Genomic DNA, 14,452 nt, shown 5'->3' with positions numbered 1-14,452 from the left:
CCAGTTCACCCCCCCACCCCATTGACCAAAAACACCGGCTCCTCCAGGTAGTTGAGGCCCAGGTGGTTTTCAAACACTTCGTCACGCAGGGCCGCCGTGGTGAAACTGCCGAGGCCCAAGGCCGTGGCCACCAGTGAAAAGGTCTGGCTCAAATGCCCGGCATCCATCAACGCCACCCGTAGCGCCCGGCTGAACTCGTATTTCCAGGCCATCCGTTCGACCCGCGCCGTGGACACAAACACCGCCGCCGCCCCTTTGATCCACGCCTGCTCGCCACAGGCCTCGCTGATCCAGGCTCGCGGGTCCTCCCGGGCAAGTAGCTCAAGCCCATGGCGGCGTACCGAATAGTGGTAAACGCCGCGCTCCAGACCTTGCACATTCATCAGCACCGCATAGACCTCCGTGCCTTGCAGCGAGCCACCGGCCGCAGAGGTTTTCTTCAGGAAGTAATCGCCCATGCGGTTCTGCTCCATGACGGTCGCGCCCCAAGTGTAGTAGAGCAACGCAGACAACTGCTGCGAACTCAACGGCTGCTCGCTGAAAGTTCGTGATGTGCGGCGATTGCACAGCGAATCGAGCAACGTCGATTGAGCCATCGGGCTGGAAGGCAACAACAGCGGGTTTTCCAGGGCAGTGAACGGATGGGAGAAATAGTCCTTGAACGCCGACGGCTGAGGTCGCGCCCTGGCCTTTTTCTCCAGCTGCGTTTCCAGGTCACTGACGCTGATGTAAGGCGTGTGCGACCCGGTGCGGGTACTCAGGTAAAACGCCAGCGCTGCGTCCCAATGGCTCCAGAGATCGACCGAGTGGTTGCACCCATCGCCAGTGGCAGCGGCCGATGGATGGGGCAGCAGGACACCGTGGTGGATCAGTTCCCGCAGGAACGCCAGGTTGTCATCCTGCTCGGGGCTCTGCAAAACCCCCGGCAGCAACAAGGCACTGCCCAGCGTCTGGGGCGTCAGGAAGTGGCGCAGCAACGGCAACAGCCCCACGCAAAATTCCAGGCTCAGGTCATGCTGCTGATCGCGGATAAAAAACGACGCCGAACCCACGCTGATCCAGGTGCTTTCCCTGAGCTTGAACAGGGTTTGCGCGCCCTGCTCGGGCGGCGTTGGCTGTACCTGCCGGTCAGCCCCCTGCCAGAACAAGGCGTGAGGCCGCAGGGATTTGATCGCCCTGATCAACGCCAACAGCGCTGCGTCCTCGTTCTTGCGAGAAATGTCCCACTCCAGGGTGATGGCTTTCACCGGCGATGAGGCGCACAACTGACGCAGGATGTCCCAATCCCGCTGCGGGTCTGCGGTGTGAATCTCAATCAATCGGTCCAACGGCAATGAACGCAAATAATCGTTCAGGTCGTACCCCTGAGTCCTGGCGGTTGTGATTGCGCTGTCGAGGTCCAGCAGAAAACCCGAACCGCTGCGCTCCACCACCTGGGAGATGAACTCGCCTTCGGATGGCTCCTGGGCCTCGTACAATGAAAACAGTCGCGGTGCGTTCTCCAGCACCAGCAACGTCGCACTGAGCGCACGCAGTTCGAGGGCATTGGCCACCACCGTGTCAGCCACCTCTTGGGCCAGGGTCGGCAAAATGAAGTGCCGGGTGTCGCCACCGTTAAACCGCGACCAGGAAATATGCTCGGCCAGCCAGGGCGAACGGGTTTTGTCACACAGCCGTCGTGTCATGTTCAGAAATTCGCGGTCCATCGCAATCCCCACGCTGCCCAGGGACAAACTGGAGGAATGCAGCAAACTCGGGACCTGCGCGCCGACTTCAAGCAGGCGCGGCTCCAGAATGCAGTGGGTTGGCTGGAACTCGACGTAATCGAAGTGCGGCAACCCTTCAGCCAGAATCCGCTCGACCGTCGGGTCGAGCCCTTCCTGAGAGCCACCCGGTGGCAAATGGTATTCCAACCCGACGCCGGCGTCGGGAAATTGCGAAGCATCAAACATCGACATGCCCGCCTCCCCAGCTCAAGCAGTCAAGCCCAGCAAGCGCTCCAGCCCGGTCGCCCTCCCCGATATCGCCAACAGCCCGGCGTACTGGTTTTCCAGATCCCTGACCTCCTTGATCAGGTTTTCCAGAAGCTGGCGCCCCTGAGGCGTGAAATCGGTGCTGCCTTCAAAGTCTGGCAACGCCTTGATCAAGCCTCGCAGGATGAACACCAGGCGGTTTTGCGCCTGTTTCAGCTCACGGGACGAGCGCGAGCGAATCCGTCCCAGGTATTTGACCAACGCGACATACACAAAAAATGCATGGAAATAACCATACACATCCCGTTTCTGCCCCGACCACGGCAACGTGCAAATCGCCTCACGCGAGGCGTCTTCGTTAATCACCGGGCACACTTCGACAATGTGATAGAGCAGTTGATGAGTGGCCTCGTGCACCAGTGACTCTTCCATATCGAGTATCGAATCATCCCGGCTCGACAACAGAATGATCCCGGTGAAGCGCGAAGCCGAACAGCTGCGAAATGAACCATCGGGCAAATAACACACCGACTTGACCAACCGCCTGAACTGCTCATGGCAGGCCGGCCAAGTATGTTCTATTCGCAACAAGGCAATGTTCATGACATCGCAAAAGAAATTCACGGAATAACCCGTGCATTCCAACTGTTTGCGAGTGGCCTCATCTTCCGGAAACTCATAACTGGGAGGCACGGCTTTCGCCACCAGCGGATCGACATTGAACCGATACACCGGCGGGCAATAGTCGTTCAGACGAGCCGTGTCCGTTGTTCGCACGCGCGCCAGCATCTGTGGAAACTCGATGAGCATTTTCTCGAGTACCTGAGTGTCTTCAGACTTTTTCGTTATCACCAGGTTGGCATGATGGGACGCCAGCAGATTCCATATCTGAAATACCGGGTCATTGATAATCAAACGCTGTTCGCGGGTCGGCGGCACAATAAGGTTAAAGGCCTGTTCAAAGAACTCCGCCAAATGCGGGGTATCTTTAAATACATGAAAAAGTTCGGTGTACAGTGCAGCAAAGCACGTGTACCGATTTCGACTGACTCGCTCCAGTAACACGTCAAATCGCGAGGGCTCCGAATCCGGTAAAAAGGTCGTGCCCTGAAATAAATCGTCGACGGATAGCTCACGTTGACCACTGCTCCCGGTATCCATTTTCTCAACCTTCCCTTAGGTAGGCGGCAACGGCTTCGCCATCGTCAAACTGGCGACCCCATAACCTGATTGTTCATAAAGACGACGAGCCGCACTGTTGCGACCAAAGACATGCAACCGTACTTCCTCACACCCTGACTGCCGCGCCCATGACTCGACGGCCAGCAAGGCCTGTTGGGCATACCCCTGGCGACGCGCTTCGGGATCAATGTAAATATCCAGAATGAAGGCGATCCTCCTGGCAGCGACGTGTCGTTCGGCAACCCACACCTCACCCACACGATGCGCTTGATCCTTGATCACCCAGAGTTGGTTGTTCTCGGTCAATCGCCCTTGCGGCAATAATTGTTCGAAGACGTTTCGGGCCTTTTGTGCGGCTTCCTCCTGCGCCCATTCGCCCGCCATCACCATGCCGTCGCCATATTCAGCAACGGCTCTTGGGGCGAACGTAACAAAGTCCGTGTTATCCATTGGAGCCAAGGTGACAGACATCAGCCATCCACTCCGTGCTCGACCACTGTGCGTCATGACACTGAACCGGGCCATTCGACGCACCGCAGAAATCAACCCGCTTCCCGTGGTACGCCAAACGGCATCACTGACCGTTAATCCATGCGTGCTTGCTGTTGCTGATTCTGTGTATCAAAGATTGCACGGATACCCAGGTTGCTTCGAATACCGGAAGAGGCCGCCGTCAGCTTTGCAGCATCAATACCTTTAACCGCCGCAATCTCGTCAGTGCTTAAATGCACGCCAATACCTTTAGCGGTGCCGGCAGGATCTTTGTGAAGGTCGCTGGCAAACTTCTCATCCAGCACCGCACGCCCGAGAACCGAAGCCAAGCGTTCCTGATTGACTTTATTACCCATGGCACTTCTCCTTGTTATTTCGGCATAACAAAAACAGATCCCCTGACGAGAAACCAAACGCTCCTTACCCGCCCTGAGAGTGTTGAATATAGCAACGACTCTTTGCTTTTCCAGCGATGCCAAGGCTTCCCTTAAACCATTTCACGATAATCGATAATGCCGATTCTTAAGTTTAACCGACATTTTTTATACACCTTCCACAAGCGTTAAAGCTGAAGATGAGCTCTTACAATCAAAACAATAAACACTTCTTGCAAGCAGTAAACAGCACACTATAAACGCCATAATTAGAACGCTGATCAGGTACACACGCATCGCTCCCGATAACGTCGCGTTTTAATTGAAAATACGCCCGCTTCTGTAATTGAACGGCCCCCTCCTGTTAGTGCTCGTTAATCGCCCATCATTCCGTCCATCGGGTTGAATGCCCCTGCCGATCCCACCCCGCTCGCCAACGTCCCCAGTGCTTTTTGTCTGCAACCTCGGGTTGCGGCCGTGCCCTGCGCCATCGTCAATCGGCTCCGAACCGACGAATAACCTGCGGCCCCCTGAACCGTTCACCGGCGCAACGTTCCTATGGCTATATCCCTGGGAGCAACGGACTTGCGGTGTGGTCAATGACCACCCGCTGCACGCCTGCGCCCACCCTGAGCAGTCGTGGGCAAGACAACTACATGAAACTGATCGCCGCTTTCTTATTGGCCCTCACGCTGACGGTCAGCCTCAGCGGCTGTATCGGCCCGCCGATCCCCCTGACACCGCACACTGTCAATCTGTTGCGCTCATCGCCGCCGATCCGCTTTCTGCTGACCTTCGACGACGGGCCGAGTGCTTCCGGGTATGCCAATCCAACACGGGCGATTCTTGCCGTGCTGGCCAGCAACCCGATGCAACCGGGCATCAAGGCAGTGTTCTTCGTGCAGACCCAGGCGCCCCGGGCCGGTGGCAGTGAACGAGGCCGCAAAACCATGCAGCGCGAAAACGCAGCGGGGCATCTGCTGGGTTTCCACACGGCCACGCCATGGCACACCAACCACCGGTCGCTGTCCCCCGAAGAACTTGAACAGTCACTCACCCAAGGCAGCGCAGACATCGCGTCGATCACCGGCAGCGCACCGGTTTTGGTGCGCCCCCCCTTCTGGAACTACGACAAACGCACCTTCGCGGCGTATCAGCAACATGGCTTGCACGTATTGCTGACCGACCTGAGCGCCAATGACGGCAAGGTGTGGGGAATCACGGCCAGCCCCCGCCGACGTTCCAACCTGGTGCGGCAACTGTCCGAAGTGCGTGAGCGTATCGTCGCAGGAGAACTGCCGACAGTGGATAACGTGATCCCCATCGTCGTGACCTTTCACGACCTCAATCGCTACACCGCCCGGCACATGCAGGAATACCTGCAAATCTTGCTCGACAGCGCACGCGAGACAGGCCTGAGCACGGCCGCCAAACCGTTTTACGACGATCAATCAGCCCTGCTGACCGCTGCCATGGCCCGCACTGTTCGCGATGCGTCCCAACCGGTCCGGTTGCCCGGCGTGTGGAACTGGATCTGGGACAGCGATTCCCATTGAGGCCCCTGAAATCGCCAGGCAATCTGAAGCCTGGCTTCAGGTCGCATCCGCATGGCTGACCATGCCCTTGATCAGCACGGCCGTGGTGGCCAGGGCCGCCGGAATCACCAGTGCCGTGAGCACCTGTTCGAAGTTCCAGCCAAGGCCCAGCAACGTGGCGCCCATCCACGCGCCGAGAATCGCGCCGAAGCGGCCCATCCCCAACATCCACGAAACTCCCGTGGCGCGGGCCTGGGTCGGGTAAAAACGCGCCGCCAGGGAGGGCATCGCCGATTGCGCACCGTTGACGCACATCCCGGCGACCAACACCAGGGTCGCCAACAGCGTCATGTTCCCCAGGCTCTGCCCCACCGCGTAGGCAAACACTCCGGCCAACAGATAGAAAATGCCGATCACCTTGTGCGGATTGAACCGATCCATCGCCCAGCCCACGGCGACCGCACTCAACACCCCACCGAACTGGAACAGCGCGCCAATGAACGCGGCCTGCTCCATGCTCGCGCCGCTGTCACGCATCAGTGTCGGCAACCAACTGGTCAGCAGGTACACGATCACCAGCCCCATGAAGTAAGTGAGCCACAACAACAATGTGCCAGTGCTGTAGGTCCCGTAGAAGATCAGTGCGAACACATTGCGGGCCTTGACGGTTTTCTGCTCCGGCACACTGAAGCTCGACGCCCGGGCGACCGTGATCGGGTCAATCGGTGCCAACGCCTGGCGCACCTTGTCCGTACCACGATTGCGCACCACCAGATACCGCGCCGACTCCGGCAGCCAAAACAACAACACTACCGCGAGGATCAACGGCAGAACCCCGCCGATCAGCAACAGGCTGTGCCAGCCGAACGCCGGGATCAGCGTGGCCGAAATGAAACCACCACCGGCCATGCCCAGGTTGAAGCCGCAAAACATGCTGGTGACCAACAGCGACTTGTGGCGCTCCGGGGTGTATTCGGACACCAACGTGGTGGCGTTCGGCATGCCGGCGCCCAAGCCCAGGCCGGTGAGAAAGCGCAGCACCAGCAATTGATCGACATTGGTGCTGTACGCCGAGACCAGGCTGAACGCACCAAATAACAGCACGGCACCCACCAGTACGACCTTTCGCCCGAAACGGTCAGCCAATGGCCCTGAGCCCAGTGCACCGAAAACCATGCCGATCAGCGCGGCACTCATCACCGGGCCCAGGCTGGCGCGGTCTATGCCCCATTCCTGAGACAGGGCCGGCGCAATGAATCCCATGGCCGCCGTATCCAGGCCATCAAGAAAAACAATCAAAAAACACAGGATCACGACTCGCCATTGGTAACGCGACAGTGGTTGGGCATTGATGAAAGACTGCACATCAAGGCAGTTCCCCACGGCGGTTTGAGGCTGATTCATTATTTTTATTCCACGCAATAAACGCAGGCGAGCCGAGGCTGGCAATTACCCGCCATGTTACAAAAGGGATCGTGACCCAGGGTCCGCAAAGCAGTCACGAGGGACAGCATCGGCCGCAAAGCGTCGGCATGGGGGTTGGCCTCTTTATTATGTCTTGGGGCATCAGCCGAAAGCTGTCAGATCATGGGCAGGTCGGCTAACGCTGCCGCGACATTAATGAGGCAAGGGAAACAACGTCAATTCGATAAATGCAACTTTGTGCGTTTACCCAACGGCTCAGGGCCTGTACGAAAAGTCGCCGAGTGGCGATCAGGCAAGGCAAAAAGCGCTTTTCCAGCTCGCCCCGGCTGACTCGTCCGACGTGGGTGCTGACATTCAGGGCCGCCAGTACCTGAGCTTTCCCACAGAGATCGGCGCCTGTTACAAGCGGCTGCGCATTGGCTGCACACGCTACTGACGGTGAGGGTTGAGCGGCTATCGAACCGTCGACCAGTAATCGCAATCAATTGGCCCTCGCCCTACAGTGCCCCAGAAATAGCCTTGGACCGTTAACCGCTTACCCTTTCGACCCGCTTGGTATCTTTCCTTCACTAGCAGGAACAGCAAGTTTGCTTATTCTTCCTTTTATGCGCGCCTTGTCCACTTAATGTGTGTGCCTTAATGCCATCGCAAAGACCGACAGACACTGTCTGCGTGAAGAGTGTCAGCACGGGAAAAACTTCGGCGTAACAAAACGATCACACAATGTGAACCACATTTAACTTCTTCGAGATAGTCTTATTCGGATCGGCCGCTATAATGCATCTCAGTGAGGGTCACGTTTTTATGACTATCGGATCCAATCACTCAGGCAGCACGACGGTCCATCGTCGCTTCCTGCGGCAAGCGCCTGGCGCCCATTTCATGACGCTTTAAATACGCTCGCCAAACTCTAACTGATGCTACGTCGACTGTTCTTCTCTGGTGCCGTGGCCGCCTGCAACAAGGACGCTGTTTACCGCAACACGAGCAAGTGTCTTCTTGGCACGGGCAAGTGGTCGGCGCGGTGAACACGATCGTTGCAGTGTGTATCACCAGAATTTATCTCAACTCAATTAGGTAACACTGTGACGAAAGACGAACTGCGCGCGGAACTTGAGCGCCAGGAACAACGTTACAAGGATGTTTACGGCGGGGAAGTCACCACCTACGCTGCTCAGCCCGAACCGGAACGCAAACCGTGGCGTAAACGCGCCAGTATTCTGGATCAGGCTTTTACCCAGGAACTGCAAAAGATGGAAAAAGAACTCAAGACCGAAGAGCCATGATCGCTGCGGCTTGAGTTCTCAGGGCCGGTAACCTGTTGGCAACACGCTGACGGGATCACTGCTCCATATCGCGCCCGCCATGAGCGGGCGGCTGCCACCTCAACCCGAACGGATGAGGCACCCGGCTTATGGCTGCCCTGCTTTCAGATATTTCGCACACACGTTTCAGGCCTCTACTGACACCGTCAGGCACGCGCCCTGCCGGCAGACCTCCAGCAAAATCAATGAGTTGTAAAACCGAGCGCCATCCTGGGGCTTTGAGTGTCGCCACACACTAAATCGTTGAAGAATGTTACCGATGAGCAGCTAGTGCATCGATTACCAGTCTTTTCTGGCATAATCGCGCCCCCTTATGACCGGGTCAGAAAACCTTCATGATCGATTTATTCAGCGGACTGGATGCTTGGGTGCTTGTGAGCCTCTTGCTCGCCCTGGCCTTTGTCCTCGCCTTCGAGTTCATCAACGGCTTTCATGACACCGCTAACGCGGTTGCCACTGTTATCTACACCAAAGCCATGCCACCTCACCTGGCCGTGTTCTTTTCCGGTGTGTTCAACTTCCTCGGCGTGTTGCTGGGCGGCGTTGGCGTGGCGTATGCCATCGTCCACCTGTTGCCGGTAGAGCTGCTGATCAACGTGAACACCGGCCACGGGTTGGCCATGGTGTTCTCGCTGCTCGCCGCAGCCATCACCTGGAACCTGGGCACCTGGTACTTCGGTATCCCGGCATCGAGCTCGCACACCCTGATCGGTTCGATCCTCGGTGTAGGCCTGGCGAACGCCTTGATCAACGATATTCCGTTGGCCGATGGTGTGAACTGGCAGAAAGCGATCGATATCGGCGCCTCCCTGGTGTTCTCGCCTATGGCCGGTTTCCTCGTGGCAGCGTTGGTGTTGATTGGCCTTAAATGGTGGCGTCCACTGTCCAAGATGCACAAGACCCCGGACCAGCGCCGCAAGCTTGATGACAAAAAGCACCCGCCGTTCTGGAACCGTCTGGTTCTGGTGATTTCGGCGATGGCGGTGAGTTTTGTTCACGGCTCCAACGATGGCCAGAAAGGCATCGGCCTGATCATGCTGGTGTTGATTGGTATTGTGCCGGCGCAGTTTGTGCTCGACCTGACCAGCACCACCTACCAGATCGAACGCACTCGCGATGCGACCTTGCACCTGAGCCAGTTCTATCAACGCAATAACGAGACCCTGGGCGAGTTCCTGGCCCTGGGTAAAAGTGTCGAAGACGACTTGCCGGAGAAATTCCGCTGCAATCCGCAACAGACAGAGCCGACCATAAAGGCACTGTTGGGCACCCTCAAAGGCGTATCGGATTACCATTCGCTGTCGTCGGATAATCGTATCGAAGTGCGTCGTTACCTGCTCTGCCTGGACGACACCGCGAAGAAAGTCGGCAAGTTGCCTGGCCTCGCGCCGCGTGAAAAAGCGGACCTGGACAAGCTGCGCAAAGACCTGACCGCCACCACCGAATACGCACCGTTCTGGGTGATTCTGGCGGTTGCCCTGGCCTTGGGCCTGGGCACCATGGTGGGCTGGAAACGTGTGGTGCTGACCATCGGCGAGAAGATCGGCAAACAAGGCATGACCTACGCTCAGGGCATGTCGGCGCAGATCACCACCGCGTGCATGATCGGCCTGGCAAACATCTTCAGCCTGCCGGTGTCGACCACCCACGTCCTGTCTTCGGGCGTAGCCGGGACCATGGTCGCAAACAAAAGCGGCCTGCAAGGCGGCACCGTGAAAACCATCCTGCTGGCCTGGGTCCTGACCCTGCCAGCGACCGTGGGCCTGTCGGCCGGCCTGTTCTGGCTGGCGTCGAAGGCACTCGCGAGCTGATACACAGCAGCGACAAAAAAGGCGCGTTCCGTAAGGTTCGCGCCTTTTTTATTGCTTTCTTCCAGGCATCAAAAACCCACTGTAGGAGCGAGCCTGCTCGCGAAGGCTATTTAACATTCAAGTTTGAAGGCGACTGGCCCGCCGCTATCGCGAGCAAGCTCGGCCTCTACGGTTAATCAGTCGCCGCAGGAAAAACGCGCACAAAAAAAAGGGCGACCGAAGTCGCCCAAAATGCCTTGCGTGCTCGTGTTTCTGAAAAGACCTAAGGTTTTTTACGCTTATTCGCGTCTTTCCAGATGAAGAATCCAAATCCTGCGAAAAACAGAACCATGAGGCCGACTGTCAGCACTCCGGCGATCACCACATTATCGAAAAACATGACTGGCCTCCTGCGTTCGCCTTGTTGCGATGGGGCTAAGTTACCCAATTGGACGCAGGAGAAAATTGACCGGGATCAATGCCGCCCGAGACTGGGCGTAAGGGAGGGGAAATAACTGACCTGCATCAACGGATGCAGGGGGTTTCAACGCTTTTTCGGTTTGCTTTTCGGCTTTTTCCTGGCTTTTCCAAGCGGCATGGCCTGCTCGAAAGCCTGGCGCACTTCGTTGAGGCGCTTTTCATTGAGGTCGTGCACGCGCTTGGCGCGCTCGGTGTTGAGGTCGATCAGCTTGTCATCTTGGCTCATGGCATGAAGTACGTCGTTGTGGGGCGAATACAGGCGTGGCAAGTCGGCATCAGCCATCCTGCCCGCTCAGGGTTTGCCCATCATAATGCGGTCAGAGATCAATGCTGACCAGTGCGGGTATCGACGTAACCCGGCGAACGGTTGCCAAATGTGAAGCAAAGGCCCGCCTAGACCTCGACATCCACCCACAGCCCCTGGCGTGGCTGTGCTTCCATCAGCGGCACCACCGGCACGGTGTTGTCCGCATTCAGTTCATCACCGGGCACCGCCAGGTGTTCTTCCGGGTCGTCCTCGGCCTCACGGCGACGCTTGTCACGCTCTTGCTGACGGCGCTGTTCTTCACGCAGCAACAAGGCCGACTCTTCGGCATCGCGTTTTTGCAGGTCGATCGTGCTTTCATTGGAGCTGGCTTCTACCGGCACCACCGGGGGAATATCCGGGCGTTGGCGGATCGGATCCTGCTGGGAGGTGATCGGCACGGCGCTCAAAGGGAGCATCGGTGGCAGCATAGTGTGGTTCTCCTGTCAGCAGGCTGTCGGCTGCGGGGGTGGCGACTTGAGCCACCGGTCGCAAACTTGTGACCCGGTTGACACTCTCAAGTGCCCCCGACCCCGATGAGCTCACCGTTGGGCTAACGTCAACCCTGTAGATTTTATGAGAGTCCTTTGGCTCTGAAGGCCTCATTCCGTTAAGATAGTCGGCTTTTTCAAGGCGGGAGTCAGGCAGCATGGCGCAGCAGTATCAACCGGGGCAACGCTGGATTAGTGACAGCGAAGCCGAGCTGGGTTTAGGCACCGTTCTGGCACAGGACGGTCGCTTGCTGACCGTGCTCTATCCGGCCACTGGCGACACTCGCCAGTATGCGCTACGGAACGCGCCCCTCACGCGAGTGAGGTTTTCGCCGGGTGACATGATCACTCACTTCGAAGGCTGGAAAATGACCGTGCGCGAAGTCGACGACGTCGACGGCCTGCTGGTCTACCACGGGCTCAACGCGCAGAACGAAGCGGTGACCCTGCCAGAGACCCAACTGTCGAACTTCATCCAGTTCCGTCTGGCCAGCGACCGTTTGTTCGCTGGGCAGATCGACCCACTGGCCTGGTTCTCCCTGCGTTACCACACCCTTGAACACACCAGCCGCCAGTTACAGTCCTCGCTCTGGGGCCTGGGTGGCGTGCGTGCGCAACCCATCGCTCACCAATTGCACATTGCCCGTGAAGTCGCTGACCGTATCGCGCCACGGGTTCTGCTGGCGGACGAAGTGGGCCTGGGTAAAACCATCGAAGCCGGCCTGGTGATCCATCGCCAACTGCTGTCGGGCCGCGCCAATCGCGTACTGATCCTGGTGCCGGAAAACCTCCAGCACCAGTGGCTGGTGGAGATGCGTCGCCGCTTCAACCTGCAGGTCGCGTTGTTCGACGAAGAACGCTTCATCGAAAGCGATGCCACCAACCCGTTCGAAGACACCCAGCTCGCGCTGGTGGCCCTGGAGTGGCTGGTAGAAGACGAAAAGGCCCAGGACGCGCTGTTCGCGGCCGGCTGGGACCTGATGGTGGTCGACGAAGCGCACCACCTGGTGTGGCACGAAGATCAGGTCAGCCCCGAGTACTCACTGGTCGAGCAACTGGCAGAAACCATTCCCGGCGTGCTGCTGCTGACCGCGACCCCTGAGCAATTGGGTCAGGACAGCCACTTCGCGCGCCTGCGCCTGCTCGATCCAAACCGGTTTCATGACCTGAAGGCCTTCCGCGCCGAGAGCGAAAACTATCGCCCGGTGGCCGAAGCCGTTCAGGAGCTGATGGACCAGGGTCGCCTGTCCCCGGCCGCCCACAAAACCATCCAGGGTTTCCTCGGTGAAGAAGGCGAAGCACTACTGACCGCCGTCAACGCTGGCGATGTCGAAGCCAGTGCCCGCCTGGTGCGTGAACTGCTGGACCGCCACGGCACCGGCCGCGTGCTGTTCCGCAACACCCGCGCGGCGGTACAAGGCTTCCCGGAACGCAAACTGCACCCGTATCCGCTGCCGTGCCCCGACGAATACCTGGAGTTGCCGCTGGGCGAACACGCCGAGCTGTACCCGGAAGTCAGCTTCCAGGCACAACCGGATATAGATGAAGAACAACGCTGGTGGCGCTTCGACCCTCGCGTCGAGTGGCTGATCGACCAGTTGAAAATGCTCAAGCGCACCAAGGTGCTGGTGATCTGCGCCCACGCCGAAACCGCTATGGACCTGGAAGACGCCCTGCGCGTGCGCTCCGGGATTCCGGCCACGGTGTTCCACGAAGGCATGAACATCCTTGAGCGTGACCGCGCGGCCGCTTACTTCGCGGACGAAGAGTTTGGCGCCCAAGTGCTGATTTGCTCGGAAATCGGCAGCGAAGGTCGCAACTTCCAGTTCTCGCACCACCTGGTGCTGTTCGACCTGCCGTCGCACCCGGACCTGCTGGAACAGCGTATCGGTCGTCTGGACCGGATCGGTCAAAAGCACGTCATCGAACTGCACGTGCCGTACCTGGAAACCAGTCCGCAAGAGCGCCTGTTCCAGTGGTACCACGAAGCACTTAACGCGTTCCTCAACACCTGCCCGACCGGCAACGCCTTGCAGCATCAGTTCGGCCCACGCCTGCTGCCGCTGCTGGAAAACGCCGACGACGGCGAGTGGCAAGCGCTGATCGACGAAGCCCGTACCGCCCGCGAAGGCCTGGAAGCCGAGCTGCACAGCGGTCGCGACCGCCTGCTGGAACTCAATTCCGGTGGCGCTGGTGAAGGGGATGCGCTGGTCGAGGCGATCCTTGAGCAAGACGATCAGTTCGCCCTGCCGATCTACATGGAAACCCTGTTCGATGCGTTCGGCATCGACAGCGAAGACCATTCGGAAAACGCCCTGATCCTCAAGCCAAGCGAAAAAATGCTCGACGCCAGCTTCCCGCTGGGCGACGACGAAGGTGTAACCATCACCTACGACCGCAACCAGGCGCTGTCTCGTGAAGACATGCAATTCATCACCTGGGAACACCCGATGGTTCAGGGTGGCATGGACCTGGTGCTGTCCGGTTCGATGGGCAACACCGCCGTTGCGCTGATCAAGAACAAGGCCCTGAAACCGGGCACTGTGTTGCTGGAACTGCTCTACGTCAGCGAAGTGGTTGCCCCGCGCTCGCTGCAACTGGGCCGTTACCTGCCACCGGCCGCCCTGCGCTGCCTGCTGGACACCAACGGCAACGACCTGTCGAGCCGGGTATCGTTCGAAACCCTCAACGACCAGCTCGAAAGCGTGCCACGCGCCAGCGCCAACAAGTTTGTGCAGGCCCAGCGTGATCAACTGACACCGCGTATCAACGCCGGAGAACAGAAAATCACCCCGCGTCACGCCGAACGTGTGGCCGAAGCGCAACGCCGCCTCGCCGCCGACACCGACGAAGAACTGGCACGCCTGACCGCCCTGCAAGCCGTCAACCCGACCGTGCGTGACAGCGAACTGGTTGCCCTGCGCCAGCAACGCGAGCAAGGCCTGGCCATGCTCGACAAAGCGGCACTGAGACTGGAAGCGATCCGGGTGCTGGTGGCGGGTTAATCCCTCCTCCCCCCCCGTAAAAACAAAAGGCCCGCAGCGATGCGGGCCTTTTTTATGCTTGAGTGCTGTGTTGTTG

The 14,452-nt window shown here is 58.5% G+C and carries 12 protein-coding genes and 1 pseudogene; 4 read left to right on the top strand and 9 right to left on the bottom strand.

The features are described 5' to 3' along the window. Positions 1–5 precede the first annotated feature (5 nt). From AC1Z1G_RS06550 to AC1Z1G_RS06535, 4 genes are all read right to left on the bottom strand, one after another. Positions 6–1,958: a multinuclear nonheme iron-dependent oxidase gene (locus AC1Z1G_RS06550; protein ID WP_483625823.1), complete on the bottom strand. Its 1,953-nt coding sequence runs from the start codon at positions 1,956–1,958 to the stop codon at positions 6–8. 15 nt (positions 1,959–1,973) lie between these two features. Next, positions 1,974–3,134 carry an aKG-HExxH-type peptide beta-hydroxylase gene (locus AC1Z1G_RS06545; protein WP_483625822.1) on the bottom strand — a complete coding sequence of 387 codons (1,161 nt, stop codon included), beginning with the start codon at positions 3,132–3,134 and terminating at the stop codon, positions 1,974–1,976. A gap of 15 nt (positions 3,135–3,149) precedes the next feature. Further along, positions 3,150–3,626 (bottom strand): GNAT family N-acetyltransferase, encoded by a 477-nt coding sequence (locus tag AC1Z1G_RS06540; protein ID WP_483625820.1) that lies wholly within the window; start codon positions 3,624–3,626, stop codon positions 3,150–3,152. A 113-nt stretch (positions 3,627–3,739) separates the two neighbouring features. Next, a complete protein-coding gene (locus tag AC1Z1G_RS06535) occupies positions 3,740–4,003 on the bottom strand; it encodes an Os1348 family RiPP precursor (protein ID WP_483625818.1) in 264 nt (87 codons plus the stop codon). A gap of 674 nt (positions 4,004–4,677) precedes the next feature. Here AC1Z1G_RS06535 and AC1Z1G_RS06530 point away from each other — a divergent pair. Continuing rightward, positions 4,678–5,577: a polysaccharide deacetylase family protein gene (locus AC1Z1G_RS06530; protein WP_483627770.1), complete on the top strand. Its 900-nt coding sequence runs from the start codon at positions 4,678–4,680 to the stop codon at positions 5,575–5,577. A 36-nt stretch (positions 5,578–5,613) separates the two neighbouring features. On the opposite strand, the gene pcaK is transcribed toward AC1Z1G_RS06530, so the two are convergent. Together pcaK and AC1Z1G_RS06520 are read right to left on the bottom strand one after the other, a co-directional pair. Beyond that, positions 5,614–6,960 carry a 4-hydroxybenzoate transporter PcaK gene (pcaK, locus tag AC1Z1G_RS06525; protein ID WP_483625816.1) on the bottom strand — a complete coding sequence of 449 codons (1,347 nt, stop codon included), beginning with the start codon at positions 6,958–6,960 and terminating at the stop codon, positions 5,614–5,616. Between the two features lie 295 nt (positions 6,961–7,255). Beyond that, positions 7,256–7,354, bottom strand: a pseudogene (locus AC1Z1G_RS06520) (IclR family transcriptional regulator); the annotation flags it as partial. Between the two features lie 712 nt (positions 7,355–8,066). On the opposite strand from AC1Z1G_RS06520, the gene AC1Z1G_RS06515 reads away from it, so the two are divergent. Further along, positions 8,067–8,267, top strand: coding sequence for a hypothetical protein (locus AC1Z1G_RS06515; RefSeq protein ID WP_483625814.1), 201 nt, complete (start codon positions 8,067–8,069; stop codon positions 8,265–8,267). 374 nt (positions 8,268–8,641) lie between these two features. Then, entirely contained in the window at positions 8,642–10,117 is a 1,476-nt protein-coding gene (locus tag AC1Z1G_RS06510) for an inorganic phosphate transporter (RefSeq protein WP_483625812.1), read from the top strand. Positions 10,118–10,379: 262 nt separating this feature from the next. Here AC1Z1G_RS06510 and ccoM read toward each other — a convergent pair whose 3' ends face one another. The 3 genes from ccoM to AC1Z1G_RS06495 all read right to left on the bottom strand — a co-directional run bounded on the left by ccoM (position 10,380) and on the right by AC1Z1G_RS06495 (position 11,311). Continuing rightward, positions 10,380–10,496 (bottom strand): cytochrome c oxidase subunit CcoM, encoded by a 117-nt coding sequence (gene ccoM, locus AC1Z1G_RS06505; RefSeq protein ID WP_015634423.1) that lies wholly within the window; start codon positions 10,494–10,496, stop codon positions 10,380–10,382. A gap of 144 nt (positions 10,497–10,640) precedes the next feature. Further along, positions 10,641–10,859, bottom strand: a complete 219-nt coding sequence (locus AC1Z1G_RS06500; protein ID WP_483628017.1) for a hypothetical protein — start codon at positions 10,857–10,859, stop codon at positions 10,641–10,643. Positions 10,860–10,969: 110 nt separating this feature from the next. Then, positions 10,970–11,311 (bottom strand): aspartate-semialdehyde dehydrogenase, encoded by a 342-nt coding sequence (locus AC1Z1G_RS06495; protein WP_347904515.1) that lies wholly within the window; start codon positions 11,309–11,311, stop codon positions 10,970–10,972. Between the two features lie 218 nt (positions 11,312–11,529). Between AC1Z1G_RS06495 and rapA the strand changes: the two genes are divergently transcribed. After that, complete coding sequence (rapA, locus tag AC1Z1G_RS06490) at positions 11,530–14,376, top strand: RNA polymerase-associated protein RapA (RefSeq protein WP_483625809.1); 2,847 nt, start codon at positions 11,530–11,532, stop codon at positions 14,374–14,376. Positions 14,377–14,452 lie beyond the last annotated feature (76 nt).

This window comes from Pseudomonas sp. JL27(2026), assembly GCF_056933555.1.
The sequence above is the reverse complement of the archived record's forward strand: the minus strand, read 5'-3'. Positions and strand labels throughout refer to the sequence as shown.

Bases quoted from the DNA above. Each gene is read 5' to 3' on its own strand.
- rapA (WP_483625809.1), top strand. From the start codon at position 11,530: ATGGCGCAGCAGTATCAACCGGGGCAACGCTGGATTAGTGACAGCGAA.
- AC1Z1G_RS06500 (WP_483628017.1), bottom strand. From the start codon at position 10,859: ATGGCTGATGCCGACTTGCCACGCCTGTATTCGCCCCACAACGACGTA.
- AC1Z1G_RS06495 (WP_347904515.1), bottom strand. From the start codon at position 11,311: ATGCTGCCACCGATGCTCCCTTTGAGCGCCGTGCCGATCACCTCCCAG.
- AC1Z1G_RS06540 (WP_483625820.1), bottom strand. From the start codon at position 3,626: ATGTCTGTCACCTTGGCTCCAATGGATAACACGGACTTTGTTACGTTC.
- pcaK (WP_483625816.1), bottom strand. From the start codon at position 6,960: ATGAATCAGCCTCAAACCGCCGTGGGGAACTGCCTTGATGTGCAGTCT.
- ccoM (WP_015634423.1), bottom strand. From the start codon at position 10,496: ATGTTTTTCGATAATGTGGTGATCGCCGGAGTGCTGACAGTCGGCCTC.
- AC1Z1G_RS06550 (WP_483625823.1), bottom strand. From the start codon at position 1,958: ATGTCGATGTTTGATGCTTCGCAATTTCCCGACGCCGGCGTCGGGTTG.
- AC1Z1G_RS06535 (WP_483625818.1), bottom strand. From the start codon at position 4,003: ATGGGTAATAAAGTCAATCAGGAACGCTTGGCTTCGGTTCTCGGGCGT.
- AC1Z1G_RS06530 (WP_483627770.1), top strand. From the start codon at position 4,678: ATGAAACTGATCGCCGCTTTCTTATTGGCCCTCACGCTGACGGTCAGC.
- AC1Z1G_RS06510 (WP_483625812.1), top strand. From the start codon at position 8,642: ATGATCGATTTATTCAGCGGACTGGATGCTTGGGTGCTTGTGAGCCTC.
- AC1Z1G_RS06545 (WP_483625822.1), bottom strand. From the start codon at position 3,134: ATGGATACCGGGAGCAGTGGTCAACGTGAGCTATCCGTCGACGATTTA.